This is a genomic window from Dyella sp. Tek66A03, from assembly GCF_052567735.1.
In genome coordinates this window covers 552,386-578,045 of record NZ_CP199584.1, presented here as the reverse complement: position 1 = coordinate 578,045, position 25,660 = coordinate 552,386, and the positions used below count along the sequence as shown (strand labels likewise).

At 63.3% G+C, this 25,660-nt stretch carries 21 protein-coding genes; 4 read left to right on the top strand and 17 right to left on the bottom strand.

Annotation, left to right across the window (positions count from 1 at the left end; translation table 11 throughout):
• Positions 1-23: 23 nt before the first annotated feature.
• The 5 genes from ACT01B_RS02500 to ACT01B_RS02480 all read right to left on the bottom strand — a co-directional run bounded on the left by ACT01B_RS02500 (position 24) and on the right by ACT01B_RS02480 (position 6,241).
• Positions 24-707: an epimerase gene (locus ACT01B_RS02500; RefSeq protein WP_445145821.1), complete on the bottom strand. Its 684-nt coding sequence runs from the start codon at positions 705-707 to the stop codon at positions 24-26.
• A 371-nt stretch (positions 708-1,078) separates the two neighbouring features.
• Positions 1,079-2,236 (bottom strand): DUF3800 domain-containing protein, encoded by a 1,158-nt coding sequence (locus ACT01B_RS02495; RefSeq protein ID WP_445145820.1) that lies wholly within the window; start codon positions 2,234-2,236, stop codon positions 1,079-1,081.
• 130 nt (positions 2,237-2,366) lie between these two features.
• Positions 2,367-3,092, bottom strand: coding sequence for a TSCPD domain-containing protein (locus ACT01B_RS02490; RefSeq protein ID WP_445145819.1), 726 nt, complete (start codon positions 3,090-3,092; stop codon positions 2,367-2,369).
• A 224-nt stretch (positions 3,093-3,316) separates the two neighbouring features.
• Positions 3,317-3,979 carry a histidine biosynthesis protein HisIE gene (locus ACT01B_RS02485; RefSeq protein WP_445145818.1) on the bottom strand — a complete coding sequence of 221 codons (663 nt, stop codon included), beginning with the start codon at positions 3,977-3,979 and terminating at the stop codon, positions 3,317-3,319.
• A gap of 114 nt (positions 3,980-4,093) precedes the next feature.
• Positions 4,094-6,241 (bottom strand): adenosylcobalamin-dependent ribonucleoside-diphosphate reductase, encoded by a 2,148-nt coding sequence (locus tag ACT01B_RS02480; protein ID WP_445145817.1) that lies wholly within the window; start codon positions 6,239-6,241, stop codon positions 4,094-4,096.
• A 344-nt stretch (positions 6,242-6,585) separates the two neighbouring features.
• Here ACT01B_RS02480 and ACT01B_RS02475 point away from each other — a divergent pair, with 344 nt between their 5' ends.
• The 4 genes from ACT01B_RS02475 to ACT01B_RS02460 all read left to right on the top strand — a co-directional run bounded on the left by ACT01B_RS02475 (position 6,586) and on the right by ACT01B_RS02460 (position 11,864).
• Positions 6,586-7,977 (top strand): Do family serine endopeptidase, encoded by a 1,392-nt coding sequence (locus tag ACT01B_RS02475; protein ID WP_445145816.1) that lies wholly within the window; start codon positions 6,586-6,588, stop codon positions 7,975-7,977.
• A gap of 544 nt (positions 7,978-8,521) precedes the next feature.
• Positions 8,522-9,505 carry a substrate-binding domain-containing protein gene (locus tag ACT01B_RS02470; RefSeq protein WP_445145815.1) on the top strand — a complete coding sequence of 328 codons (984 nt, stop codon included), beginning with the start codon at positions 8,522-8,524 and terminating at the stop codon, positions 9,503-9,505.
• Positions 9,502-10,218, top strand: coding sequence for an HAD family hydrolase (locus tag ACT01B_RS02465; protein ID WP_445145814.1), 717 nt, complete (start codon positions 9,502-9,504; stop codon positions 10,216-10,218). The genes ACT01B_RS02470 and ACT01B_RS02465 overlap by 4 nt, the downstream gene beginning before the upstream one ends.
• Positions 10,219-10,487: 269 nt before the next feature.
• The gene (locus tag ACT01B_RS02460) at positions 10,488-11,864 is read left to right on the top strand and encodes a leucyl aminopeptidase family protein (protein WP_445145813.1); all 1,377 of its coding nucleotides are present in this window, start codon (positions 10,488-10,490) and stop codon (positions 11,862-11,864) included.
• Positions 11,865-12,128: 264 nt separating this feature from the next.
• On the opposite strand, the gene ACT01B_RS02455 is transcribed toward ACT01B_RS02460, so the two are convergent.
• From ACT01B_RS02455 to ACT01B_RS02400, 12 genes are all read right to left on the bottom strand, one after another.
• Positions 12,129-14,384 carry a carboxy terminal-processing peptidase gene (locus ACT01B_RS02455; RefSeq protein WP_445145812.1) on the bottom strand — a complete coding sequence of 752 codons (2,256 nt, stop codon included), beginning with the start codon at positions 14,382-14,384 and terminating at the stop codon, positions 12,129-12,131.
• A 23-nt stretch (positions 14,385-14,407) separates the two neighbouring features.
• Positions 14,408-15,409, bottom strand: a complete 1,002-nt coding sequence (gene lipA, locus ACT01B_RS02450) for a lipoyl synthase (RefSeq protein WP_445147407.1) — start codon at positions 15,407-15,409, stop codon at positions 14,408-14,410.
• 19 nt (positions 15,410-15,428) lie between these two features.
• Entirely contained in the window at positions 15,429-16,097 is a 669-nt protein-coding gene (gene lipB / locus ACT01B_RS02445; RefSeq protein WP_445145811.1) for a lipoyl(octanoyl) transferase LipB, read from the bottom strand.
• 159 nt (positions 16,098-16,256) lie between these two features.
• Complete coding sequence (locus tag ACT01B_RS02440; protein WP_445145810.1) at positions 16,257-16,547, bottom strand: YbeD family protein; 291 nt, start codon at positions 16,545-16,547, stop codon at positions 16,257-16,259.
• Between the two features lie 14 nt (positions 16,548-16,561).
• Positions 16,562-17,791 carry a D-alanyl-D-alanine carboxypeptidase family protein gene (locus ACT01B_RS02435; RefSeq protein ID WP_445145809.1) on the bottom strand — a complete coding sequence of 410 codons (1,230 nt, stop codon included), beginning with the start codon at positions 17,789-17,791 and terminating at the stop codon, positions 16,562-16,564.
• 61 nt (positions 17,792-17,852) lie between these two features.
• Complete coding sequence (locus ACT01B_RS02430; protein WP_445145808.1) at positions 17,853-18,788, bottom strand: septal ring lytic transglycosylase RlpA family protein; 936 nt, start codon at positions 18,786-18,788, stop codon at positions 17,853-17,855.
• Positions 18,785-19,798, bottom strand: coding sequence for a lytic murein transglycosylase B (mltB, locus tag ACT01B_RS02425; protein WP_445145807.1), 1,014 nt, complete (start codon positions 19,796-19,798; stop codon positions 18,785-18,787). The genes ACT01B_RS02430 and mltB overlap by 4 nt, the downstream gene beginning before the upstream one ends.
• Positions 19,799-19,972: 174 nt before the next feature.
• Positions 19,973-21,091: a rod shape-determining protein RodA gene (gene rodA, locus ACT01B_RS02420; protein ID WP_445145806.1), complete on the bottom strand. Its 1,119-nt coding sequence runs from the start codon at positions 21,089-21,091 to the stop codon at positions 19,973-19,975.
• Entirely contained in the window at positions 21,088-23,094 is a 2,007-nt protein-coding gene (gene mrdA / locus ACT01B_RS02415; RefSeq protein ID WP_445145805.1) for a penicillin-binding protein 2, read from the bottom strand. Before mrdA ends, rodA begins: the two co-directional genes overlap by 4 nt.
• Before the next feature lie 5 nt (positions 23,095-23,099).
• Entirely contained in the window at positions 23,100-23,585 is a 486-nt protein-coding gene (gene mreD / locus ACT01B_RS02410) for a rod shape-determining protein MreD (protein WP_445145804.1), read from the bottom strand.
• Positions 23,582-24,583: a rod shape-determining protein MreC gene (mreC, locus tag ACT01B_RS02405; protein ID WP_445145803.1), complete on the bottom strand. Its 1,002-nt coding sequence runs from the start codon at positions 24,581-24,583 to the stop codon at positions 23,582-23,584. The genes mreD and mreC overlap by 4 nt, the downstream gene beginning before the upstream one ends.
• 28 nt (positions 24,584-24,611) lie before the next feature.
• A complete protein-coding gene (locus tag ACT01B_RS02400; protein ID WP_445145802.1) occupies positions 24,612-25,658 on the bottom strand; it encodes a rod shape-determining protein in 1,047 nt (348 codons plus the stop codon).
• Positions 25,659-25,660 lie beyond the last annotated feature (2 nt).

Here is a 25,660-nt window from a genome sequence, read left to right as displayed (position 1 = left end):
TTGACCCCTTATTTGTACGCGTGTTAGGTGTCGGTCATTCGTTTGATCGCCGCGGCATTGATGTCCGCAGGGCCCAAAATCGGCGACGTCGCCCCGTGCCGAACCACCTCGAGCATCGCCAGCCCGATGGTTCGAGTCGTGCTCATAAACCGAGGGAAGAGTCGCTGCAGCGGTGGCAGCAACACGCCGAGCATGGCGTAGAAAATCCGATAACTCGGCGTCTTCGATTGGATGCCATCAAGGGGCACGATGACCCCGGGCCTGAACATGTAAGCCGCTTTGAACGGCAAGCGCAGGAGCGCATTCTCCGTCGCTCCCTTCACCCGCGCCCACATGCTTCGACCTTGCTCGGAGCTATCGGTACCGGCCCCCGATACATACACGAAGGTGATACCGGGATTGAGCCGGGCCAGCAAGCCGGCCACCGAGAGAGTCAGGTCGTAGGTAAGGTGACGATAGCTTTCCTCGGACATGCCGCTCGAAGAAACCCCCAAGCAGAAGAGGCATGCATCGAGATCGCGCAGCTCGTCTTCGAACTGATCCAATTCAAAGAGATCCCCGCTGACGAGCTCCTCGACCTTCGGATGCTGCATACCAAGAGGTGTGCGCCCGACGCAGACGATCTGCGAGACGGCGGCATCTCGCAGGCATTCGCGCAATACACCTTGGCCGACCATGCCGGTCGCACCGAACAGAGCCACTCTCATACGTAGGCGTCACTTGATAGCGTTGTCTATCAAGTATCGCGATCGCTCGGTGAGTCCGCTAATCCGATTGCGCCAATTCGTCATCTAAACACGACAACGTCCTTACCGACTTTTCAACTGAGGCGGTCGTGCTTCATGCGGCAGTGAGAGCGAGCCAAAACAGGGGTCTGAGTCCACTTCCAGGAAAAGTGCACTCTGACCTCTGTTTGTTACGAAGATCTGGCCAGATTGATGTCCCCGCGACCACGACTTGGTCGGCGACGTGAAATAACTCAACTCGACCCCGTTATTTCGATGTCTCGGAGCTGGCGATAACTCATCCTTGCACCGCATTTGGGTCGAACCCGGCATCGTTCTTCGTGTATTGCTGTTTATCCGCGCGCCGCCTCAACGATCGCTTGCAAGCTCTTAAAATTGACACCTTGAAGTATATCGACACGCCCAAGCGTAGCCTCTCGAACCCCCTTTCTAGCCCTCTCGAGACGCGCCACCATTGGTGGGATTTGAGAGTTTGCAAAAGATGCGAACTCCAATACATCCCGAAGAGAGGACGGTATTCGGTAACCCTTAGCGCAGCTAGAGATGATCACATCAGCGTCCCTAAGCTTCGCCACCACACTCGAGCGAAGACGATGCTGACTAAACGACTCACCTAAAAGAGTGCTTATTTCTCTCTGTAGCGTAGAGGTTGAGACAAAGCTTCCCGGCTCCCCAAGAGTGTGATGGGCAAGCAGCACATCCAAGAAAATCAATCTGGCTCGCTCATCTTGATCCCCCATCTCGGCAACTGCACCCTCCAGGTAGCTGCGCACTCGACGAACACAGTACGTGCGTATGTGCTCATCGTCGGCGCTGATATGTTCGTCGGCTTGGACTTCGCTTTCTTCATCCCCACTCGGCCAATGAGTTATGGAGGCTTTGCTATATAGAACGACCTTCAATTCTTCGGCACGCTCGGAAAGCTTCTTCTCATCAAAAATACGCGCAAAGCTTCCGGCAAACACATCTGCGACCTGAAGAAGTGCGTCCGCCTTACTATGGCCACAATCAAACGTTATGGACGCAAACAAGTCGGGTTTAAATTTTCGCTGGAGATAGGCCTTGAATTCCTCCTGAAACTCGGCACTTCCGTGCTCATCAGCCAATATTCTTGCATCACTGGCACAACGAGTAATGCGCTCATATAGTGCGTGCGCAAAAAACTTGATAAAGCTCTTCTTAAAGGCTAGACCAGACCCCGCGTCAACTTTTTCCTTATCTGCGCAAAATGCGATTACGAATGCATCGAGCTTGCAAAGTGCCCGCAGGACGTTAAGTCGCCGCCCATCGTTGGCGGCAATCGAACTTGACTTCATTTCCCCGGCTTGAAAAAATTTGCGGCGAATCTCCTCACACTCAGACCTGACGCGCTCCAGTTCTCTTTCCCGAACGCACAGAGCCGCAACGATATATGTTGAGGAAACACCAGGCTTACTAAGATCCAGGTGAGGATCGCCGTACTCGTCTACAAAAACGTGTAACTGATCCATCCCTGCTCCTCAAGCGAAAAACGGGATAGGGAGATAAAGGAGGCAGACTCATTTATCCCTCGCTCCTCCGCAAAAAAAGGGCGGCATCGCTGCCGCCCTTTTTAATTTCATTGATCTTTAAGCAACAAACTCAACCGCACTTGCTATACCCGCAGTTCAAACACGTCTGACACCCGTCCATCAGCACCAGCGCCTGGGTGTTGCACTTGGCGCAGAGGGTGGCGCCGGGCGGGAAGCCGTTGGAGGCTTCGGCGGGGGCTTCGGTGGTGGCGGCTTTCTTGCCGGCGGCCAGGGCCTCGTAGGCGGCGCGCTTTTCGGCGACCAGCTTACGGGTGGATTCGTCCATCTCGGGGTCGTGGATCAGGCCGATCATCTTCATGTGCCGCTCGATGACCGCGCCGATCTCGGCGACGATGGAGGGCATGTAGACGCCGCCGGCCTTGAAGTAGCCGCCGCGGGGGTCGAACACGGCCTTCATCTCTTCCACCAGGAAGGTGACGTCGCCGCCCTTGCGGAACACGGCGGAGAGGATGCGGGTGAGCGCCACGATCCACTGGAAGTGGTCCATGTTCTTCGAGTTGATGAAGATCTCGAAGGGGCGGCGCTGTTCGTACTGGGTGCCGGCGTTGAGCACGATGTCGTTGAGCGTGACGTACAACGCGTGCTCGAACAGCGGCGACTTGATCTTGTAGGTGGAGCCGACCAGCGTCTCGGGACGCTCCAGGCTCTCGTGCATCTGGATGACTTCCGCCTTGGGCGCTTCTTTGGGCGCGGCGGGTGCTGCGGCGGGCGCGGCCTTGTCCTCGGGCTTGACGACGTTATAGCCCTTGATCTTCTTTTCGATCTTGATCGCCATGGTGTGTGCTTCTTTTCGAGTAGTGGCGGCGCGCGACGGCTTGGGTGTTGGTGGGACTGGTGGGGTCCCGAGATTCAGGGCCTTAAAGGCGCTGGGTTCCAGCTTGACCAGCCCTTCGGCTGTTGAGAGCCGCTGGAACGACGGGACTAAGGTGTCCGGTCCTGTCGGTCACTTTGGAACGACCCGGCCCGGCGTTATAACGCCGGGCCGGACCGGTTTACGACTTACTTGCGACGGGCGGCTTTCTTGACCGGCTTGCGCACGGCCTTCTTCACGCTCGCCTTCTTGCTGGCAGTGGACCTCTTGACCGCCTTGGCGGCGGTCTTCTTACCGGCGACTTTCCTAGCCACCTTCTTTACTGCGGCCTTCCGTGCCGTCTTCTTGCTGCTGACCTTCTTGACGGCCTTTTTGGCGACCTTGCGGACGGCCTTCTTGGCGGTCTTCTTGGCCACCTTGCGCGCCACCTTCTTGGCGACGGCCTTCTTGGCAGTCTTCTTCACTGCCTTCTTGGCGACCTTCTTCACGGCCTTCTTGGCTACCTTCTTGCCGGCAGCCTTCTTCACCGCTTTCTTGGCGACCTTCTTGGCGGCAGCCTTCTTCACCGCTTTCTTGGCGACCTTCTTGGCAGCGGCCTTCTTGGCCGGAGCCTTCTTGGCAGCCGCCTTCTTGACAGCCTTCTTCACAGCCTTCTTGGCGGTCTTCTTCACCGCCTTCTTCGCCGCCTTCTTGGCCGGAGCTGCCTTCTTGGCCGGCGACAACTTCTTCTTGGCGGCGCGGGCCTTCTTGGGCGCTGCCACCGGCGTTACTTCGACAGCGGCAACTTCCACCGGCGCGTCAACAACCACAACGGCTTCTTCTTTCAGATCAAACTCTGTATCGATAGACATGCGGGTAATCCCCTCCGACGTGGATTTGGAACTTGTAGTGAGCCTTGCCTCTGGGGCACTCGGATTGCTTTCGCCAGCGAGCCGGCACCTGGAAGCCAGGTACCGGCGACTAGTTTAGAACTTTCCGTAATACCCTTCCTTCAAGGCATCGAACAAATTGGCGGCGGTATGCATTTCGCCGTCGTATTCCACTTCTTCGTTGCCTTTCAGTTCCACCACACTACCGTCCTCTAATTCGAAACGATAGAGGGTGCTTTCGAGATCCGATTCTTTGACCAGCACACCTTGGAAGGCGGCGGGGTTGAAACGGAAGGTCGTGCATCCCTTCAAGCCTTGTTTATAGGCATAGAAGTAGATGTCCTTGAAGTCTTCGTACGGGTAGTCGGTCGGCACGTTCGCCGTCTTGGAGATGGACGAATCCACCCACAATTGCGCGGCGGCCTGGATGTCGACGTGCTCTTTGGGCGAAATATCGTCGGCCGACACGAAGTAATCCGGCAGCTTGGTCAGCCCTTCGGTGGCGAACGGCATGGCGTCGGCATTGATCAGGGCGCGGTAGGCGAGCAGCTCGTAGCTGAACACCTCGACCTTTTCCTTGGTCTTGCGGCCTTCGCGGATGACGTTGCGCGAGTAGTGGTGCGCAAAGCTCGGCTCGATGCCGTTGCTGGCGTTGTTGGCCAGCGACAGCGAGATGGTGCCGGTGGGCGCGATTGAGCTGTGATGGGTGAAGCGCGCGCCGGTCTCGGCCAGCTGGGCGACCAGGTTCGGTGCCACGCTGGCGATGCGCTGCATGTAGCGGCTGTACTTGGCGTGCAGCACGCGGCCGGGGATGGTGTCACCCACCTTGTAGCCGTCGGCGACCATTTCCGGACGCTTGCGCAGCATGTCGCCGGTGATGGCGTAGTCACGCAGCAGCACCGGGGCGGCGCCCTTTTCCTTGGCGAGGTCGAGCGCGACTTCCCAACCGGCCACGGCCATCTCGCGGGAGACGTCCTCGGTGAAGGAGACGGACTCGGCGGTGCCGTAGCGCATCTTGAGCATGGTCAACGTGGTGCCCAGGCCCAGGAAGCCCATGCCGTGGCGACGCTTGGAGAGGATCTCCTCGCGCTGCTGCGGCAGCGGCAGGCCGTTGATCTCCACCACGTTGTCGAGCATGCGGGTGAAGATCTTCACCACTTCGCGGTATTCGTCCCAGTCGAAACGGGCCTTGGGGCCGAACGGGTCGCGCACGAAGGTGGTGAGGTTGATCGAGCCGAGCAGGCACGAGCCGTACGGCGGCAGCGGCTGCTCGCCACACGGGTTGGTGGCGCGGATGTGCTCGCACCACCAGTTGTTGTTCATCTCGTTGACCTTGTCGATCAGGATGAAACCCGGCTCGGCATAGTCATACGTGGACACCATGATCATGTCCCACAGGTGGCGCGCGCGGATGTGGCCGTAGATCTTGCAGGCGACCAGGCCGTCTTCGCGCTCCACGTAGTTGTCGTGGGTGGGCCACTCGCGCCAAACGACTTTCTCGGCGTCGGTGAGGTCGATCTCGTTCTGTTCCTTGACGTGCACCGGGAATACCAGCGGCCAGTCATGGTCGTGCTCCACCGCCTGCATGAAGCCGTCGGTGATCAGCAGGGACAGGTTGAACTGGCGCAGGCGGCCGTCTTCGCGCTTGGCGCGGATGAATTCCTTCACGTCGGGATGGCTGACGTCGAATGTGCCCATCTGCGCGCCGCGACGGCCACCGGCCGACGAGACGGTGAAGCACATCTTGTCGTAGATATCCATGAAGGACAGCGGGCCGGAGGTGTAGGCACCCGCGCCCGAGACGTACGCGCCGCGCGGACGCAGCGTGGAGAATTCGTAGCCGATGCCGCAGCCGGCCTTCAGCGTGAGGCCTGCCTCGTGCACCTTCTCCAGGATGTCGTCCATGGAGTCGCGGATGGTGCCGGACACGGTGCAGTTGATGGTGGAGGTGGCCGGCTTGTGCGCCAGCGCGCCGGCATTGGACGTAATGCGCCCAGCCGGAATCGCACCGCGGCGCAGTGCCCACAGGAAACGCTCGAACCAGTGCTCACGCAGCTCTGGGGTGGCTTCCACATCGGACAGGGCGCGCGCGACGCGCTGATAGGTTTCGTCGACGCTGCCGTCGACCGGTTCACCTGACTTGGCTTTCAGGCGGTACTTCTTGTCCCAGATATCGTAAGACGCCGGTTGCAGCGGAATGGCTGCGGTGTCACGACCTACAACGGGTGCACGCATGGTGCTCATCGGCTTCCTGACCTCCAGGTATGGCCTCTCGGCCCCTTTGGTTTGTTCTTTATCGGCTAAGCCGCTCGCGTCAGGCCAGCACCGGAACCGCATAGCCGGTACAGCTGCCCAACCCTTGCGTTCCATGCCCGACCTTCGACCACATCCCCCTGAGGATGTCTTGTGACCCCAGCGCTTGGGTTTCCTCCCAGTCTGATTACACAAGATGTTGTGGTCGCGAACGGAATGGGAAGTTACCCCTGAGCCCGGTCGATGTAAAGGGTTTTCGTCAGTAACGGACCTATGGAACCGTGGTCGCAACGGCGAGTCGAAGCACGGCCCCTCACTCAAGGAAAGACGCCTCCATGTTTGCCCGCCTCACCCGCCGACCCGTCGTTATTTCGCTTGTGCTCGTCGCGTCTGCGCTTGCCCTGATCACCCTGGTACCGGACGCCAGCCACGCTTCCCTGCCGCCCTCCGTCGATGGCCAACCCCTGCCCTCCCTGGCGCCCATGCTGGAGAAGGTGACGCCGGCGGTGGTCAACATTTCCACCAAGACACGCGTGCAGGTGCGCGACCCGTACTTCGACGACCCGATGTTCCGCCAGTTCTTTGGCGTGCCCAACTCACCGCGCGAGCGCGTGGAGCAGAGCCTGGGCTCGGGCGTGATCGTGGATGCCGCCAAGGGCTATGTGCTGACCAACAACCATGTGGTGGGCGGTGCCGACGACATCACGGTGTCGCTGCAGGACGGGCGCAACTTCAAGGGCAAGCTGGTCGGCGCCGATCCGGACACCGATGTGGCGGTGGTGCAGATCCCGGCGACCAACCTGCAGGCGCTGCCGATGGCCGATTCGTCCAAGCTACGCGTGGGTGACTTCGTGGTCGCCGTGGGCGACCCGTTCGGCCTGAGCCAGACGGTGACCTCGGGCATCGTCTCCGCGCTCGGGCGCAGCGGCCTGGGCGGCAACGGCTACCAGAACTTCATCCAGACCGATGCCTCGATCAACCCCGGCAACTCCGGCGGTGCGCTGGTGAACCTGCACGGCCAACTGGTCGGCATCAACACCATGATCTTCTCGCCCTCGGGCGGCAACGTGGGCATCGGCTTCGCCATTCCGACCAACCTGAGTGGCGAGGTGATGCGTCAGTTGATTGCCACCGGCAAGGTCAATCGCGGCAACCTCGGTGTGGAGACGCAGGACATCACGCCGCGCATCGCCCAGATACTCGGCCTCAAGGCGACCGACGGGGCCGTGGTGACGCGCGTGGCCACGGGCTCGGCGGCCGGGGATGCCGATATCCAGGTCGGCGATGTGATCACCGCGATCGACGGCAAGCCGCTGCACAACGCCCAGGAGCTGCGCAATGCCGAGGGCTTGCTGCCGGTCGGCAGCGCGGTGAAGCTGAGCGTACAGCGCAATGGCAGCACGCACGATGTCACCGCGAAGCTGGTGGCCGAGAAGCTCGCCACGCTCGATGGCGACAAGCTTGATCCGCGCCTGGCCGGGGTGACCTTCAACGAGCTCTCGCAGAATCAGCGCGGCCAGGGTGTTGCCGGCGTGGGCGTGGGCGCGATCCGTGCGGGCAGTCCCGCCGCGCAGGCGGGCCTGCAGGCCAACGACATCGTGGTCGGCGTGGGCAACCTGCGCGTGCCGAACCTGCGCACGCTGCAGCAACTGGCCGGTGTGAATCCACAGCAGTTGGTGCTGGTGGTGGCGGGTGAGGATGGGGTGCGGTATGTGGATGTGCGCTAGAGCGGTGAATGACGGGGGGCTGATCCTCGGCATCCGTCACGCCACGGTTTAGTCGTCCCACGTTGCCGCGCCCCTCACCGTCACTCCCCTCACCGTCATCCCCACCTCACCGTCATCCCAGCGAAAGCTGGGATCCATTGCCTTTAGGGTCCTGCGCCAAAGTTACGAAGTCCAAGTCGCTGGATCCCAGCTTTCGCTGGGATGACGGTGAGGAGAGATGGGGTTCCGTCGGTGAGGAGGGAGACGGCTCCCTGGAATTACGGAAAAACCCGAATAACGGACGCGTACGGACCACGAATGAGCTAACGCCTGCCGTCGCACCCCATATGCGACCGTATGCCCCTCACTGAGACAACAACGTGCGATGAACAACTTTGCAGTGCGTGCGCAACATCGCGTTTTTCAGCGGTGCAAACGCATGAATTAGCTTGATGTTTGGGCCTGAGCTGGATGAAATAGCCGGGTTACACGCTTTTTCTTGCACGCGTTCTGGTCAAGGCCGCACGCGGACGCCACACTCAAAGCCTCGGGGTTCCTCATCGCCATGTCCTCTCGCATTTCTCGTCTGCTCATCGTTGCGCTATTCAGTGCATGCGCCGCCACCGGTGCGCTTGCTGCCGCAACCGGCAAGACCAAGGCCAAGTCGCCCGCCAAGCCCGCCGCGTCCACGGCACCCGCCCTGGTGTGGCGTGGTGACTACGCCACCGCGCGCGGCGTGGTGGAAGACGTGAGCAAGGCGTGGGAAAAGAGCGGCAAGGGTCGCATCGAAATCCAGCCGTTCAATACGGCCTCGGGCCTGGATGCGGTCGCCATGGGCACCGCCGACATCGCGGGCAGCGCGCGCGGCAGCGCCGGTGGCAGCGAGAGCGACCTGGTGTTCCTGCCGGTTGCGTACGACGCCCTGGTGATGATCACCCATCCGTCGAACCAGGTGAGCAACCTCACCATTGCGCAGCTGCACCAGATCTACTTCGGCAAGATCACCAACTGGAAGGAAGTCGGCGGTAAGGACGCGCCGATCAATCTGTACGCGGTGGCCAGCCCGGGTGACGGTGTCGAGTACAGCCTGCGCCGCCTGATCTTCGGCCGCGGCAACCAGCCGATCGCCGCGCCGCGCCTGTACGTCAATACGGCGAAGCTGGAAGAAGCCGTGACGCTCGACCCCAATGCGCTGGGCGTAACCACCCTGTCGGGCGTGGCGAGCAATGGCAAGGTGAAGATGGTCAGCGTCGACGGCACGCGTCCGAGCGTGGCGACCGTGACCAGCGGCAGCTACGTGCTGTACACCCCGCTCTACCTGGTCACCAAACAGAACAGCCCGAAGGCCGCGCAGATCGAAGCCTTCATGGCGTTCCTCAAGACCGACGCGGTGAAGGCGCTCGCCCGCCAGCACCAGCTCGTGCCGTACACCGATGCACCGGAATTGGCCGAGCAGGACCACGCACGTCGCGCCAAGATCCTGGCCGAGAACGGCATCAAGATGCCGGCCGAAGAGCCGGCGGCGGTAACGGGTGCCGCGCACCAGTGATAACCGAGGTTGAGCGCCACGTCCGCATTCGCGCCGTCACGCTCGATCTCGACGACACCCTGTGGCCGGTGCTGCCGGCCCTGGAGCGCGCAGACCGCGATCTCGACGCGTATCTGCGCCAGCACTATCCCGACGTCGCACGCGCATGGCCGATCCCGGCCATGCGCGTGCTCCGTGCCGAGGTGGCGGCGGAACGCACCGATCTCGCCCACGATTTCACCGCGCAGCGCTATATCACCATGCAGCGCGCGTTCTCGGCCTGCGGCATTGAGCAGGCACCGCTCGACACGCTGTGGGACATCTATTTCTCGGCGCGCAACAGCGTCGACCTGTATCCCGACAGCCTTCCTGCCTTGCAGCGTATTGCCGAACGCTGGCCGGTGGTCAGCCTCACCAACGGCAACGCCGATCTCGAACGCATCGGCATCCGCGCTCACTTCGCCCACCACGTCAGCGCACGCGACACCGGCGTGGCGAAACCCGATGCGCGCATCTTCATCACCGCAGCCGAACGCCTGGGCCTGACGCCCGCCGAGATCCTGCACGTGGGCGATGATCCGGAACTGGATGTCGTCGGCGCCCGCGACGCCGGGCTACGCACGGCATGGATCAACCGCGCAGGCCACCCCTGGCCCGGCGCCCTCGGTCGGGCACCCGACCTGGATCTGCGTGACATGGGTGCGTTGGCGGATTGGCTTGAGGCGCGGGGTTGAGCGAGCGCTCGGACTGTCTTCAACGACTGCGGCATTGTCCGAAGTAGAACCGTCGTCCCGGTAGAACCGTCATCCCAGCGAAAGCTGGGATCCAGTGCCTTTCGCCTTGTCGCAGCGCCTCCAAAGGCGCTGGATCCCAGCTTTCGCTGGGATGACGAGCGAGAGACGAGCGACGGGCGAGCGAGTGACCCAACCCCCAAAAGCGCGCATCATTAGGGCTTCGTACGCCGCCATCGCGGCCGGCTGCCCTACGCCGCGCAAGGAACTTCATGTCTGCTCTTATCGAACGCAAAACCGGCGACCGCCAAAGCATCGCCATCGAGACCACCGACGCTGCCCGTTTTGCTGCCAGTAAGCGCCGCCTTACCGCCGCACAACGCCGCTGGCTGACCGATTGCGGCTTTGATGCCACGCCGGGCACGTTTGCGCTGATCGCCGATGAAAGCGGCAAGCTGATACGCGTGCTGGTCGGCGTGGACACCGGCGACGTTCTGAGCTCGCTGGGCGCGTTGCCGCGCACCCTACCTGAGGCCGTCTATCACCTGGCCGACGAGGGCGTACCGAAGGACACCCTGCAGATCGCGCTGGGCTGGGCGCTGGGCGCCTACGAATTCACGCGCTATCGCAAGGCTCGCCGCGCGCCTGCCAGGCTCGCCATCGCCGCCGCCGAGCTGGACGTGCTGGCACCGCTGGTGGAAGCCACCACGCAGGTGCGCGACCTGGTCAATACCCCGACCGAAGACATGGGCCCGAAGCACCTGGCTGACGCGGTCAAGCGGCTGGGCAAGGCGCATAAGGGCAAGGTGCGCGAGTGGGTGGGCGACGAGCTGCTCGACGCCAACTTCCCCACCATCCATGCCGTGGGCCGCGCCAGCCATCGCGCGCCGCGTCTGATCGAACTGAACTGGGGCAAGACCAGCGATCCCAAGCTTGCGGTGATCGGCAAGGGCGTGTGCTTCGACACTGGCGGCCTCGATCTGAAGCCGGCCGATGGCATGCGCTGGATGAAGAAGGACATGGGTGGCGCCGCACACGCGATCGCCCTGGCCGGCCTGATCATGCAGGCCAAACTGCCGGTGCGCCTGACCCTGCTGATTCCCGCCGTGGAAAACGCCGTGTCCGGCGCCGCGATGCGTCCGGGTGAAGTGATCACCACGCGTGCCGGCATCACGGTCGAGGTGGACAACACCGATGCGGAAGGCCGCCTGGTCCTGTGCGATGCGATCACCTACGCGAGCGAGCAGAAGCCGGACCTGATCGTCGACTTCGCCACGCTCACCGGCGCCGCACGCATCGCGCTCGGCCCCGACCTGCCGGCGCTGTTCGGCAACCGGGACGATCTCGCGGAGCGTGTGCTCGCCGCGGGACGTGAGGTGAACGATCCGCTGTGGCGACTGCCGCTGTGGCGCCCGTACCGCAAGATGCTCGAATCGTATCTGGCCGACATGGCCAACTCGGGCGCCTCGCGCCATGCCGGTGCGATCACCGCGGCGCTGTATCTGGAGCGCTTCGTGCCGGAGACGACGGCGTGGCTGCATCTGGATACGTATGCGTGGAATGACGGGGATCGCCCCGGGCGCCCCCGTGGTGGCGAAGCCTTGGGTCTGCGTGCGTTCTTTGCGTTCCTGCAGCAGCGCTACAGCTGAGCGAGCGGTGGCTTCTAGCTCCTTCTCGCCAGAGGGGAGAAGGCTGGGATGAGGGGCCAATCTTGCGACACCCTAGCTGTGCGCCCTATCGCCAGCTTGCCGTTTTTTGCCGTGGGCAACCACGCCCAGTTGATGCGTTATCGCGAGCACCCGCCCCTCATCCCAACCTTCTCCCCTCCGGGGAGAAGGAGCCGAAGCGCGCTACGACCATAAAAAAAGGGCGGCGCTTGCGCACCGCCCTTTTTGGTTTTCCTGGCGAACCGCTTAGTGCGTGGTCGCCGCCGGGCTGGCCGGAGCCGGTGTCTGCGACACCGCTGCCGTCGAGCTGGTATCGAACTTGCCGCCGTAGGGCAGCACCTGCGCCGCCAGCTTGGAGTCCGCCTTGATCAGGCCCACCGCGTCGAACAGGATGTGCGCGGTTTCGTTCAACTGCGGATCGGGGGCCTTCTTGGCATCCGTCTCCTGCTTCAGCTCGCTCTTGAGGCTGCGCTCGTTCGCATTGAGGCCATCGTCGGTCGCCACGTCGTCTTCAACATCAGCACTGCCGTCGATCGCCTTGTGGCGCGCGCGGAAGTCGGCCTGCAAAGCGTCCAGCTCCTTGCGCTCCTGCTCACGCTGGGCAAAGTTGAGCGAGATCGTCGTGCGGTCGCGCATCTTGCGGTACTGCGCCAGCTCGTCGAGCATCAGCTTCCACGCGGGCGACTGGACCACACGGGCGTCATGCTTGGTCTGCAGCGGGCTCAGGTAGGCCTTGAGATTCGCCACCGGCTTGTAATCCGCCTGCGCGATCTGGGTCCACGGCAAGGCGTTGTCGTAGGTCGACTCGCCGAAGTCCTTCTCGTCGCCATTCTTGGGGAACTGGATGTCCGGCGTCACACCCTTGAGCTGGGTGGAGCCGCCGTTGATGCGGAAGAACTCCGCAATGGTCATCTTCAGTTCGCCGAACTGCGGCTTTTCCTGGCCGGTGCGGGTGAAGCGGTCGAGGTCGACCAGGTTCTGCACCGTGCCCTTGCCGAAGGTGGGCTGACCGACGATCAGGCCGCGACCGTAGTCCTGGATGGCAGCAGCGAAGATTTCCGACGCCGAGGCCGAACCACGGTTGACCAGCACGGCCATCGGACCGCTCCAGGACATGCCCGGATCGTCGTCACCCTGCACTTCGACCTGGCCGCGCGCATCGCGCACCTGCACGACCGGACCCTTGTCGATGAACAGGCCGGTGAGTTCGTTGGCCTCGGCCAGCGAGCCGCCGCCGTTGTTGCGCAGATCCATCACCACGCCTTCGACACCGGCGGCCTTGAGCTCGCCGAGCAGCTTGGCCACGTCGCGCGTCGCGCTCTTGAAGTTCTTGTCGCCCTCGCGGCGCGCACCGAAATCGGAATAGAAGGTCGGCAGGTCGATCACGCCGATCTTGCGGCTGACATTGCCGTCCTTGATCTCGATGATCTTCTTCTTGGCCGCCTGCTCTTCGATGCTCACCTTCTGGCGCACCAGGGTGATCATCTCGTGCTTGCCGTCCACACCCCCGTCAGACGGCAGGATCTCCAGCCGCACGGTGGTGTCCTTCTTGCCGCGGATGTGCTTGACCACATCGTCCAGGCGCCAGCCGATCACGTCGACCATGGGACCACTGGTGCCTTCGCCTATCGCGAGGATGCGGTCGCCCACATGCACCTTGCCGGACTTGGCGGCCGGACCGGCCGGGACGACTTCGCGAATCGCGGTGTACTCGTCGCGCGCCTGCAGCACCGCGCCGATGCCTTCCAGCGACAGCTTCATGGAGATGTCGAAATTCTCCGCCGCACGGGGGCCGAGGTAATCGGTGTGCGGATCGGTGGATTCGGCATAGGCGTTCATGAACGACTGGAACGCGTCTTCGCCGTCGAGCTGCTTCACCCGATCGATGTAGCCGGCATAGCGCTTGTCCAGCGTCTTGCGGATGTCATCGTCAGTCTTGCCGGCGAGCTTCAGGCGCAACCAGTCGTTCATGGTGCGCTGACGCCACAACGTATCCAGCTCGGCCTGGTCTTTGGGCCAGTCAACCTTCTTGCGGTCGTAGTTGTAGTTTTCGTTCGCGGTGAAATCGAAGCCCTTGGTGAGCAGGGCGCGCGCGTAAGTCATGCGCTCGATCGCGCGCTGCACGTACAGGTTGAAGATCGAGAACGGACCGGACAGGTCCTGGTTCCAGATCGACCCGTCCAGCTGTGTCTTCAGCGGCGCGAACTTGGCCATGTCGGCCTGGGTAAAGAACACCTTCTCGCCGTCCAGGCTATCGATGTAGGCCTTGAAGATCTTCTGCGACATCGCCGCGTCGAGCGGCTGCGCGTCGTAGTGGAAGCGCGTAAGGAAGCGCGCCGACAGCTGCGCGGCCTGCGCCTCGGTCGTGGTCGGCTTCAACGGCAAGGTGGAGAACTTGCGCGGCGCGCTGGCGTCGGTCAGGTCAGCAGCGGACTGCGCATGGACGCCGACACCGGTGACGGCAAGGGCTAGCAATAGGGCAAGCGATGGGCGCAGTTTCATAAAGTCTCTTTAGGCCTGCTCAGTTAGGCATGCTCAGTGACGCCCGCGGCGTGAGCCTGCAGGTCAGCGTGATAGGACGAACGCACCAGCGGGCCGGAAGCGACATGATGGAAACCCATCGCCTCACCGGCTTCACGCAGTTGCTCGAACTCTTCCGGCGTCCAGTAACGGATCACCGGGTGATGATGCGGCGTGGGCTGCAGATACTGCCCAATAGTGATCATCTCGACATTATGCGCACGCAAGTCGCGCATGGTTTCCAACACCTGCTCCATGGTCTCGCCCAGGCCCAGCATGATGCCGGACTTGGTCGGTACGTCCGCATGCTGCGCCTTGAAGCGCTTGAGCAGGTCCAGCGACCACTGGTAGTCGGCGCCCGGACGTACTTCGCGATACAGATGCGGCACGGTTTCGAGGTTGTGGTTGAACACGTCCGGCGGGAAGTCCTTGAGCACTTCCAGCGCGCGCTCCATGCGACCCTTGCCGCGGAAATCGGGCGTGAGGATCTCGATGCGGATGTTCGGGCTGGCGTGGCGCACCGCGCGGATGCAGGCGGCGAAATGTTCGGCACCGCCGTCGCGCAGGTCGTCGCGATCCACCGAGGTGATCACGACGTACTTCAGGCGCATGTCGTGAATGGTTTCGGCCAGGCGTGCCGGCTCCAGCGGATCGGGCGCGGCCGGACGGCCATGCGCCACATCGCAGAACGAGCAACGACGCGTGCAGACCTCGCCGAGGATCATGAACGTGGCGGTGCCCTTGCTGAAGCACTCGTGGATGTTCGGGCAACTGGCCTCTTCGCACACCGTGACCAGCGCGTTTTCGCGCAGGCGCGCCTTGAGCTGCTGCACGGCATTGCCCTGCGGCAGGCGCACGCGGATCCAGCTCGGCTTGCGCAGCGTGGGTACGGCCGTGTCGAAGCCTGCGCGGTTAAGCGCAATCTTGTCGTTACCGAGCTGCTTGTCGACGGCAGACGTGCCAGCGACAACGCTGATCGGAATAACCTTGGGGGAGGAAGAGGACATTTCGCTCATGTAGGCAAGCTCAGACCGCTGCACGAGCGGGGAGTTCAGGGAGAATGGGGGCGGCCTGTTCAGCGTCGAATCCGAACTGGCGGCAGAACTCTTCCACCAGGGCGTCCTCGACGTCGGACAAGCGCGACGGACCACCCAAGTCTAACACCTGGGTGACCGCCAAACCCTTGTAACCGCAAGGATTGATGCGGTGATAAGGCTCCAGATCCATCGATACATTGAAGGCCAGGCCGTGAAAACTGCAGCCACGGCGTACGCGTAGACCCAGCGCGGCCACCTTCGCACCAGCCACGTAAACCCCGGGCGCGCCATCCATCCGTTCAGCGCCGATATTCCAATGCGCCAGCGTATCGATGATGGATTGCTCGAGCTTGTTGACCAGCTCGCGCACGCTGACGCCAGCGCGGCGCAGGTCGATCAGCGGATAGCCCACGATCTGGCCGGGCCCGTGATAGGTCACCTGGCCGCCGCGGTCCACCTGCACCACCGGGATATTGCCCGGCGCCAGCACGTGTTCCGCCTTGCCGGCCTGGCCCTGGGTGAACACCGGGTCATGCTCGAGCAGCCACAGCTCATCGGGCGTGTCCGGCCCCCGGTTGTTGGTGAAGTCACTCATCGCCTCCCACGTCGCCGCGTAGGGCTGACGACCGAGACGACGAACCTTGAGCGGCAGGGACATGGGGTGAACCTGATGGGCCGGGGATTGGGTAGAAGTGCGGCCGAATAGCGGGGAAGCCAAGAGGGGCACAAGCATGAAAACTGGCTGCCACGTGCTTCGTCAGGGCCAGGAACGACAAGGGCGCCCTGTTACGACGCCCCTGCCCACGGTCCCTGATGCTTACAAGGTGTAGCGGATATCCGCATCGGCCCGCAACGCGGCGTGCGCCGCGTCGTACTGTTCGCGCGTCTCGCAGCGGAAGCTCACCGTGACCGACAGGAAGTTGCCCTCCCGCGATTGACGGTGCTTCACCGTCTCATGCAGTACGTGCAAGCCAACGCCTTCCAGGATCTGCGGTACGCGGATCTGCAGTTCCGCGCTCGCATTGCCCATGGCGGTGATTTCGAACTCGCCCGGGAACTGGAAACCCTGGCCGTCCTGGCGGGCCTCGATCGATTCGATATCGCGCATCACCGTAGCCTCCGTTACTTTGCTTCAGGCTTTTTGTCGCTGTGGAACCACAACATCATGCTGTCCCACAGGCGGGCGAAGAAGCCGCCCTGCGGGGCATCGGCCAGGGCGATCAGCGGCACGTTCTGCACCGGCTGACCGTCCAGGGTCAGGCGCAGCGTGCCGACCTGCTGACCTTTGGTGAACGGGGCAATCAGGGTGGCCGGGATATCCATGGTGGCCTTGAGCTTGTCGTAGTCGCCACGCTTGACCGTGATCAGCACGTTGTCGGCCACGCCCAGCGGCAGGTCATTGGCCTGGCCCTTCCACAGGCGCGGCGTGGCCAGCGGCTTGCTGGCGTCGTAAAGCTTGTGGGTTTCGTAGAAGCGGAAGCCGTAGTTCATCAGCGCCAGGGCCGAATCGGCGCGGGCCTTCTCGTTGCTGGCACCCATGACGATGGCGATCATGCGCGAATCGCCCTGCTTGGCCGAGGCGGCCAGGCAGTAACCGGCGGCAGCGGTATGGCCGGTCTTGATGCCGTCAACGGTCTGGTCGCGCCACAGCAGCAGGTTGCGGTTGTGCTGCTTGATGCCATTCCACTCGAAGTCCTTGATCGCCGAGATCGCATAGTCCTCGGGGAAATCGTGGATCAGCGCGCGCGACATCAGGGCGATGTCACGTGCGGTGGTGTAGTGGTTGGCGATCGGGTAGCCCGACGCGTTCTGGAAGTTGGAGTTGGTCATGCCCAGCTGCTTGGCATAGGCATTCATCAGGTTGGCGAAGGCGGGCTCGGAGCCGGCGGTGTGCTCGGCCAACGCGATGGCGGCGTCGTTACCTGACTGGATGATCATGCCGTACAGCAGGTCCTTCAGCGGCACCTGGCTGTTGAGCTTGAGGAAGCTGGTGGAGCCGTCGGTGGCTGCACCGCCGCCGCGCCAGGCGTTTTCGCTGATGGTGACCGGGTCGGTCATGTGGATCTTGCCATTGGCGATTTCCGCCGACACCACGTAGTCGGTCATCACCTTGGTGATCGAGGCCGGCTCCAGACGCACGTCCGGGTCCTTGGACGCCAGCACCTGGCCCGTGGCGTAATCCATCAGCACCCAGCTCTTGCCGTCCACATCCGGCGGTGGCGGCACGGGCGCCTCTGGCGTGACCGGACGGGGCACAGGCACGGGTTTTGGCGGGGTCTGCTGGGCGAAGGCGGTACCGACAACCAGGGCGGCGACGGCAAACGAGGTCAGGGTACGGCGAATCAGGCTCATCGTTCAGTTCAATCCAAGTGCTGTATGGCGACGCTATGAGACGTCGCGAGAATTCAATGCTTTAGTCTACCGCGACCTGCGGCCGAGGCAGACCCATGCCCTCGATGCGTGAGGTCACATCATCGGCCTGATCGACGCTGGCAATCGGCCCCACCCGCACGCGACGGATGCTACGACCGTTGATTTGGGCATCCACGACCTGTACCGGCGCAAAATTGGCCACGCGCAGCTGCTGCGCCACGCGTTCGGCATTGGTCACGTCGGAGAATGCGCCCACTTGCAGGTAAATACCTGGCCCCGGGCTGGCGGGCTTGGGCGGAGGGGGTGGCGGCGGCAGTGTCTGCGCCGTGAGCGGCTGGGCGGGATCGATGGCGCGCACTTCCACCAGGCCGGTGCCCTTCGGCCATACGCCGATCTTCACGGCGGCGGCAAACGACAGGTCGATCAGGCGGTTCTCGTGGAACGGGCCGCGATCGTTGATGCGCACGATCACGCTCTTGCCGTTTTCCAGGTTGGTCACGCGCGCATAGCTGGGCAGCGGCAAGGTCTTGTGCGCGGCGGTGAACTGGTACATGTCGTAGTCCTCGAGACTCGAGGTCTTGTACCCGTGGAATTTGTTGCCGTAGAACGACGCGATGCCGCGCTCCACATAGCCGCCGGGACCAGGCAGCACCTGATAGGACTGGCCCAGCACGGTATACGGCGACTTGTTGCCATACAGGGCACGCGGCTCGACCTTGGGCACCGGCTCGGGCAGCTTGCTGATGTCCGGCGGCGGGCCATCCGGCACGCTGTCGCTGCCGTCACGATAGCGGCTGCTCTGCGGACGGCTGGTGTCGTCCTGGAAGCCGCCACGCGAGGAGCCACTGGCCGACGAGGACGAGGACGCGACACGCGCGCGCGATCCGCCAGCACTCGCCGGGGAGCGGGTCTTGTTCCCACTGCAGGCGGCCAGCAGAACGATCAGCAGAAGCAGCAGCGCATGCCACCATCTCATTGCCGGGCATCCGCCATGCGCACGCCCTCGGCGATCTCCTGCGCCAGCTGATGCACCGCCAGCGCATACAACGGACTGCGGTTGTACTTGGTGATCACATAGAAATTCTGGAAGGTGAACCAGTACTCCATGCCATTGGCACCTTCCAGCGACTGCAGGCTGGTAGGTGCGCCAGGATTGAGCGACTGCGAGGGTGCATAACCCCAGGCTTGCAGCTGCTCCAGCGGCCACTGCGGCGAGGAGTCGTTCACCGAGATCGGCCTGGCGGCCGCATCGGCCTGAGCGGCCAAGGCGACCGGGCCACCGGTCTGCCAACCGTGCTTGGCGAAGTAGTTGGCCACGCTGGCAAAGATGTCCGGCAGCGAATTCTTCAGGTCGATATGCCCGTCGCCATCGGCATCCACACCGAAGTCGCGGATGCTGGACGGCATGAACTGGCCCCAGCCCTGCGCACCGGCATACGAGCCGGTCAAGCTGTCGATGGGGCCGCCAAGCTGGCTGTCCGGCAGCTCGAGCAAGGTCTTCAGCTGGTCGCGGAAGAACGTGGCGCGCGGCGGGTAATACAGGCCCAGCGTCACCAGCGCGTCGAGCACCTTGTACTTGCCGGTGTTGCGACCGTACGAGGTCTCCACACCGATGATCGCCACGATGTATTCGGCCGGCACGCCGTACTGCTTGGCGGTGCGCTCGAGCAGCTCGCGGTGTTCGCGATAAAAGGCGACGCCGTCGTTGATGCGCTTATCGGTGATGAAGATCGGCCGGTAGTCCTTCCAGGGCTTGCCTTCGGCAGGGCGGCTGATCGCATCGAGGATGCTTTGCTGCTTTTGCGCGCGATCCAGCAGCGCGTTCAGCGCCTTGGGATTCTTGCCGGTGTCCTTGGCCACTTCGCTCACCAGCTGCGCCTGACCCGGGTGGATTTGGGCGCGAACCGGCATGCATACAGCGACGAGTAACAAGCCCAGCGAGGCGACGAGGCGACGAGTCGGGAGCGACGCGGGAATCGAGGGCATGAAGGACTTCGCTGTCGTGAACGGCTTCACGCAAAGCCTAGCACGCGAAGAGGGTTAAACCAGGCATTTCCACGCAGTTGTATGGGCGTGATCGTGTGGGAGCAGCTTCAGCCGCGATGGCTCTCTGCAGGCACTGCTATCGCGGCTGAAGCCGCTCCCACAGAGCCGCTCCCACTAATCGTGCATCTTGCGATTGGCGAAGATCGACATCACCACGCCGAAGCCGGTCAGCAACGATACCGCCGAGGTGCCGCCATAACTCACCAGCGGCATCGGTACGCCCACCACCGGCAACATGCCGGCGACCATGCCGCCGTTGACGAACACATAGACGAAGAAGCTCATGCCGATGGCACCGGCGAGCAGGCGCGAATAGGTGTCGCGCGCTTCCATCGCAATCCACAGGCAGCGGCCGATGATGAAGGCATACAACAGCATCAGGCCGATCACGCCGACCAGGCCGAACTCCTCGGAGAACACCGCGAAGATGAAGTCGGTGGTGTGTTCGGGCAGGAAGTCCAGGCGAGACTGCGTACTGTGCTGCCAGCCCTTGCCGAACATGCCGCCCGAGCCTACTGCGATCTGCGACTGGATGATGTGCCAGCCATTGCCCAGCGGATCCGATTCCGGATCCAGCAAGGTGCGCACGCGGTTGCGCTGGTACTCGTGCAGAAAATGCCAGGCCACCGGGACCATGCCGCCCACCGCAGCGAGCAGGCTGCCGATCTTCCACCACGCCATGCCGGAGAGGAACAGCGCGAACGCACCGGCCGCCGACACCAGCAAGGCCGTGCCCAGGTCAGGCTGTTCCGCGATCAGGCCGGCGGGAATGGCAATCAGGATGCCGACCACGACGATGTCTTTCCAGCGCGGCGGCAGCTGTCGGGAATGCAGATACCAGGCCACCATCATCGGCATGGTGAGCTTGAGCAGCTCGGACGGCTGGAACGACATCACGCCCAGGTCCAGCCAACGCTTGGAACCGCTGCGCACCTGACCCAAGGCCGCCACCACCAGCAGCAAGGCGACGCTGGCCGCGTAGAGCCATGGCGTCCAGCTGCGCAGGGTGGACGGCGGAATGCGCGAGATCAGCAGCACGAGCAGGCCGCCCATCGCGAAGCGCGCGGCCTGACCGGTGATCATGCCCAGGCTGCCGCCGCTGGCGCTGTACAAGGTCATCAGACCGACGATGGCGAGCACGAACAAGCCAAAAGCCAGCGGCAGGTCGATGCGCGGCCGCGTCATCATGCGGCGCAGGACGCGCACCAGGCGCGCCTGGAGTTCGTCGATCATCGGTTGCCTCCGTCTTCCGGCGAAGCCGTGCTGGATGAATCAGCCGGCACGCCGGCGGGCATATCGGCGGGCGTCGCCACGGGCGTGTCTTCGGGCTCTTCCGGTGCGCTGGAGGCGGAAACCACACCAGTTTCCGGCGTCTTGCTCGGCGGCACCGCGCCGCCTTGCGCCGCGATCCACGCCTCCATCACCTTGCGCACGATGGGGCCGGCGTCCGACGCACCCCAGGCACCAGCTTCCAACATCGCCACCACGGCGATACGCGGTGCATCGGTAGGTGTGTAGGCAGTAAACCAGGCACGGTGGCGCGCGGCCAGGTGAGCGCTGTTCTTGTTGGTGTCGTAATCGTTGGACCGGCGCGAGAAGCGCTCGGCGGTACCGCTCTTGCCAGCAACGACATAGGGGAAGCCAATGAAAACAGCCTTGCCCGTACCGCCGGTAATCACCGCTTCCATGCCCTGGTTCACCACATTCCAGTTGCTGGGCTTGCGGATCACCGAGGGGCCGCTGGGCGGATTGGCTAGCGGTACCGGGCGCTCCTTCACATTGGCCGTGGCCATCACCAGGCGCGGCGCGAACGGCGTGCCGTGGCCCGCAAAGGTTGCCGTGGCATGGGCCAACTGCAGCGGCGTGACGTTCCAGTAGCCCTGGCCGATACCTGCTATCACGGTTTCGCCGGGGAACCAACCGAACTTGCTGCGCGTGGCCTTCCATTCGCGCGAAGGCAAGATGCCCTCAGCCTCGCCCAGCAGGTCAACGCCCGTCTTGTGTCCGAAGCCGAGGCTGCCCATCCAGCTGCTTAGCCGGTCGATGCCCATGTCCAGGGCGAGCTTGTAAAAGTAGGTATTGGTGGAGAGCTCGATCGCGCGCACCATGTTGACGACGCCATTGCCGCCGCGCTCGTCATCGCGATAGCAGCGCTGCTGGCCGGGCATGCAGAATTCGCCGGTCGACAACACCGTGTCTTCCGGTCGGCGTATGCCGTATTCGAGGCCGCCCAGCGCAAGGAACGGCTTGACGGTGGAGCCCGGCGGATAAGCGCTCTTAATCGCGCGATTGAGCAGCGGCTTGTCTTCCGCCGTCATGTAGCCGGTGTAGTCGGCGCGGCCAATGCCGTTGACAAACAGGTTCGGGTCGAAGCTCGGCACGCTGACCATCGCCAGCACCTGGCCATTGCGCGGATCGATGGCCACGGCCGCACCCGGCCTGTCCGCGAACGCATCGGTCGCGGCCTTTTGCACGCGCACGTCGATGCTGAGATACAGGTTCTTGCCGGGAATCGGCGGATGCGTTTCCAGCACACGCTGGGTGCGCCCGTCCGCATTCACCTCGACCAGTTCATAGCCTGGCGTGCCGTGCAGCATGTCCTCGTACGAACGTTCCAGGCCGCTGCGGCCCACATGACTGGTGCCCTTGTAGCGGTCCGGGTCGAGCCGGTTCACGTCGTCCGCGTCGATACGGCCGACATAACCGACAACGTGCGCGAACAAGGCACCGTAGGGATAACGGCGCGTCAGGTAGGGCACGACGTCCACGCCCGGGAATCGCCAGCGATTGATGGCGAAACGCGCGATATCGTCCTCAGTCAGGTGCATCTTGAGCGGCACGCTGTCGAAGCGGCGGTTCTGCCTGAGCTGCTTCTTGAACGTGTCGATGTCGTCGTCGCCGAGCGGCACCACGTCGCCGATCTGCGCCAACATCGCCTTCATGTCGGACACTTGCTCGGGCACGACTTCCAGGCGGAAGGCCGGCACGTTATCGGCCAGCAGCACGCTATTGCGATCGAAGATCAGGCCGCGTGCCGGCGGAATCGCCCGTGGCTTGACCCGGTTGTTCTCCGAGCGCAGGGCAAACTCATCATGACGGTGCACCTGCAGGTAGTGATAGCGCACGATCAGGGTGCACAGACCGAGCAGAATCAAGGCAAACCCCGCCAGCGCGCGCCGCTGGAACAGCGTGCGCTCACCGCGGGTATCCTTGATGGAACGTCGTTTCAAGGCCATGGCCGCTACTGAATGCGCAAGCGCATGCGCAGGTCGTCCATGAGCAGGAACAGGAACGGCCACAGCGCCGCACCGACAAATGGCGAAATCCACCACGTAGCCGGCGGCAGCGCCTCACCCGCAAAGGTACGCACCATCAGCAGCAAGATGCGGTCGTTCACCAGCAGGGCAAGCACGGCCAAGGTCTGCTGCCACATGGGGAAGAAACGCAGGCGCGAACGGAAGCGCAGCGCGATGAACACCAGCGCACACAGGCGCATGGCCTGCTCGCCGAGCAGCACGCCATCCAGCAGGTCGGCGCCAAGGCCGATGCAGAAGGCCAGGCCAAGATTCACGCGATCTGCGGATTCCAGCGACCAATAGAGCAGGAACAGCGCCGGCCAGTACGGCTTGAACGGCTGCAATGGCGCGGGAAGCGGGATCAGCATCGACAGCAAGGCAAACACCAGCGTGCCGACGAACCACAGCAGATTGATCCGTTGCTTGTTCATGGCTGCACCGGCGCGGCGCTAGCCGCAGGAGCTGGCGACACGCGCGCCTCGGCGGAACGCGGAGGCGGCGCGCTGCTCGTGGGGACGGCGGGCGTCACCGGTGCCAGGTCCGCAGGCGGCCCCGCCGGTGCGCCGGGTTCGGGCGGGCCTGCGGGTTCGGCCTGGTCATGCAGCAAGAGCACGTCCTCACTGCGATCCAGGTCCGCGGTGGGGCGCGCACGCGCCTCCAGGAACATGCCGGACGGCGATTGGTCGACGCTAAGAATTTCGCCCACCGGGAATCCCGGCGGGAAACGCCCGCCCAAGCCCGAGGTCAGCAGCTTGTCGCCGGCATGCACATCCGACGCCATGGAAATATTCGGCAGGCTGAGCAAATCGCCCTCACGCAGGCCATAGGCCACGGTACGAAGGCCGGTACGCTCGATCACCACGGGAATCGCGTGATCGGGGTCGGTTACCAGCATCACCAGCGAGGTCCTCGGCATGACTTCCACCACCTGGCCCATCACGCCGTGCGCATCGATCACCACCTGCCCTGACTTCACCCCGTCACGCGCGCCCGCGTTGAGCAGCATGCGGTGGCGGCTGGCGCCCAGATCCACGTCGATCACGCGAGCCAGCTGCACGTTGAGTTCCAGGCTGTGCTGGGTATCGAGCAGTTCCTTGAGTCGCTGATTCTGCTGCGCCACTGAGGCCATGCGATTGAGCTTGGCATTGGCCAGCAACAGATCTTCGCGCAGGCGTTGGTTCTGTTCGGTCAGCATCTTGCGATCGGCAAAAGCGACGCTCATCGTGCGCATGCCGGCCGCCGGCAGGCCGGCCAGGCGATACACCGGCTCGACCACGACCGAGGTGGCATAACGCAAACGCCAAATCCAGCCATTGCGATGGTCGAGCACCATCAGCACCATGGCCAGCGCAAGATAGAAGATAAGCCTGAGCGTGCCGGCAACGGTGCCGGCGAACAGGGGCGAGGATTCCTCGCGCGCGAGCGCCATGGGCTATCCCCTCCCCTCTGTCGGTAGCTTATTCGGCGGCGAAGAAGTCGCTGCCGTGCTGATCGATCAGCTCCAGCGCCTTGCCACCACCGCGTGCCACGCAAGTCAGCGGTTCGTCGGCCACCTGCACGTGCAGGCCGGTCTCCTCGGAGATCAGGCGATCGAGGTCGCGCAACAAGGCACCACCGCCGGTCAACACGATGCCACGCTCGGCCACGTCCGAGCACAGCTCGGGCGGAGTCTGTTCCAGCGCGGACTTCACGGCTGCCACGATGCCCGACAGCGGCTCATGCAGCGCTTCCAGCACTTCGTTGGAGTTGATGGTGAACATGCGCGGCACACCCTCGGCGAGGTTACGGCCGGAGATCTGGATCTCCTTGACCTCGCTCTGCGGGAACGCGCAGCCGATCTCCATCTTGATGCGCTCGGCGGTCGATTCGCCGATCAAGGTGCCGTGGTTGCGGCGCACGTAGTTGATGATGGCTTCGTCGAAACGGTCGCCGCCAACGCGCACGGACTGCGAGTAGACGATGCCGTTGAGCGAGATTACCGCGACTTCCGAGGTACCACCGCCGATATCCAGCACCATCGAGCCACGCGCCTCGTGCACCGGAATACCGGCGCCGATCGCAGCGGCCATGGGCTCTTCAATCAGGAATACATCACGCGCACCGGCGCCTTCGGCCGATTCCTTGATGGCGCGACGCTCCACCTGGGTGGAGCCGCACGGCACGCACACCAGCACGCGCGGGCTCGGACGCAGCATGCGCGACTTGTGCACCTGCTTGATGAAGTGCTGCAGCATCGCCTCAGTCATCGAGAAGTTGGCGATCACGCCATCCTTCATCGGACGCACCGTCGCAATGTTGCCTGGCGTACGACCCAGCATTTTCTTGGCGTCGCTGCCAACAGCAGCGACTGTACGCGGACCGCCCGGGCCACGCTCCTGACGGATCGCCACCACCGACGGTTCATTCAGGACAATGCCCTGGCCGCGCACGTAAATGAGCGTATTGGCCGTGCCAAGGTCGATGGAAATGTCGTTGGAAAAGAACCCGCGAAACTTCTTGAACATGT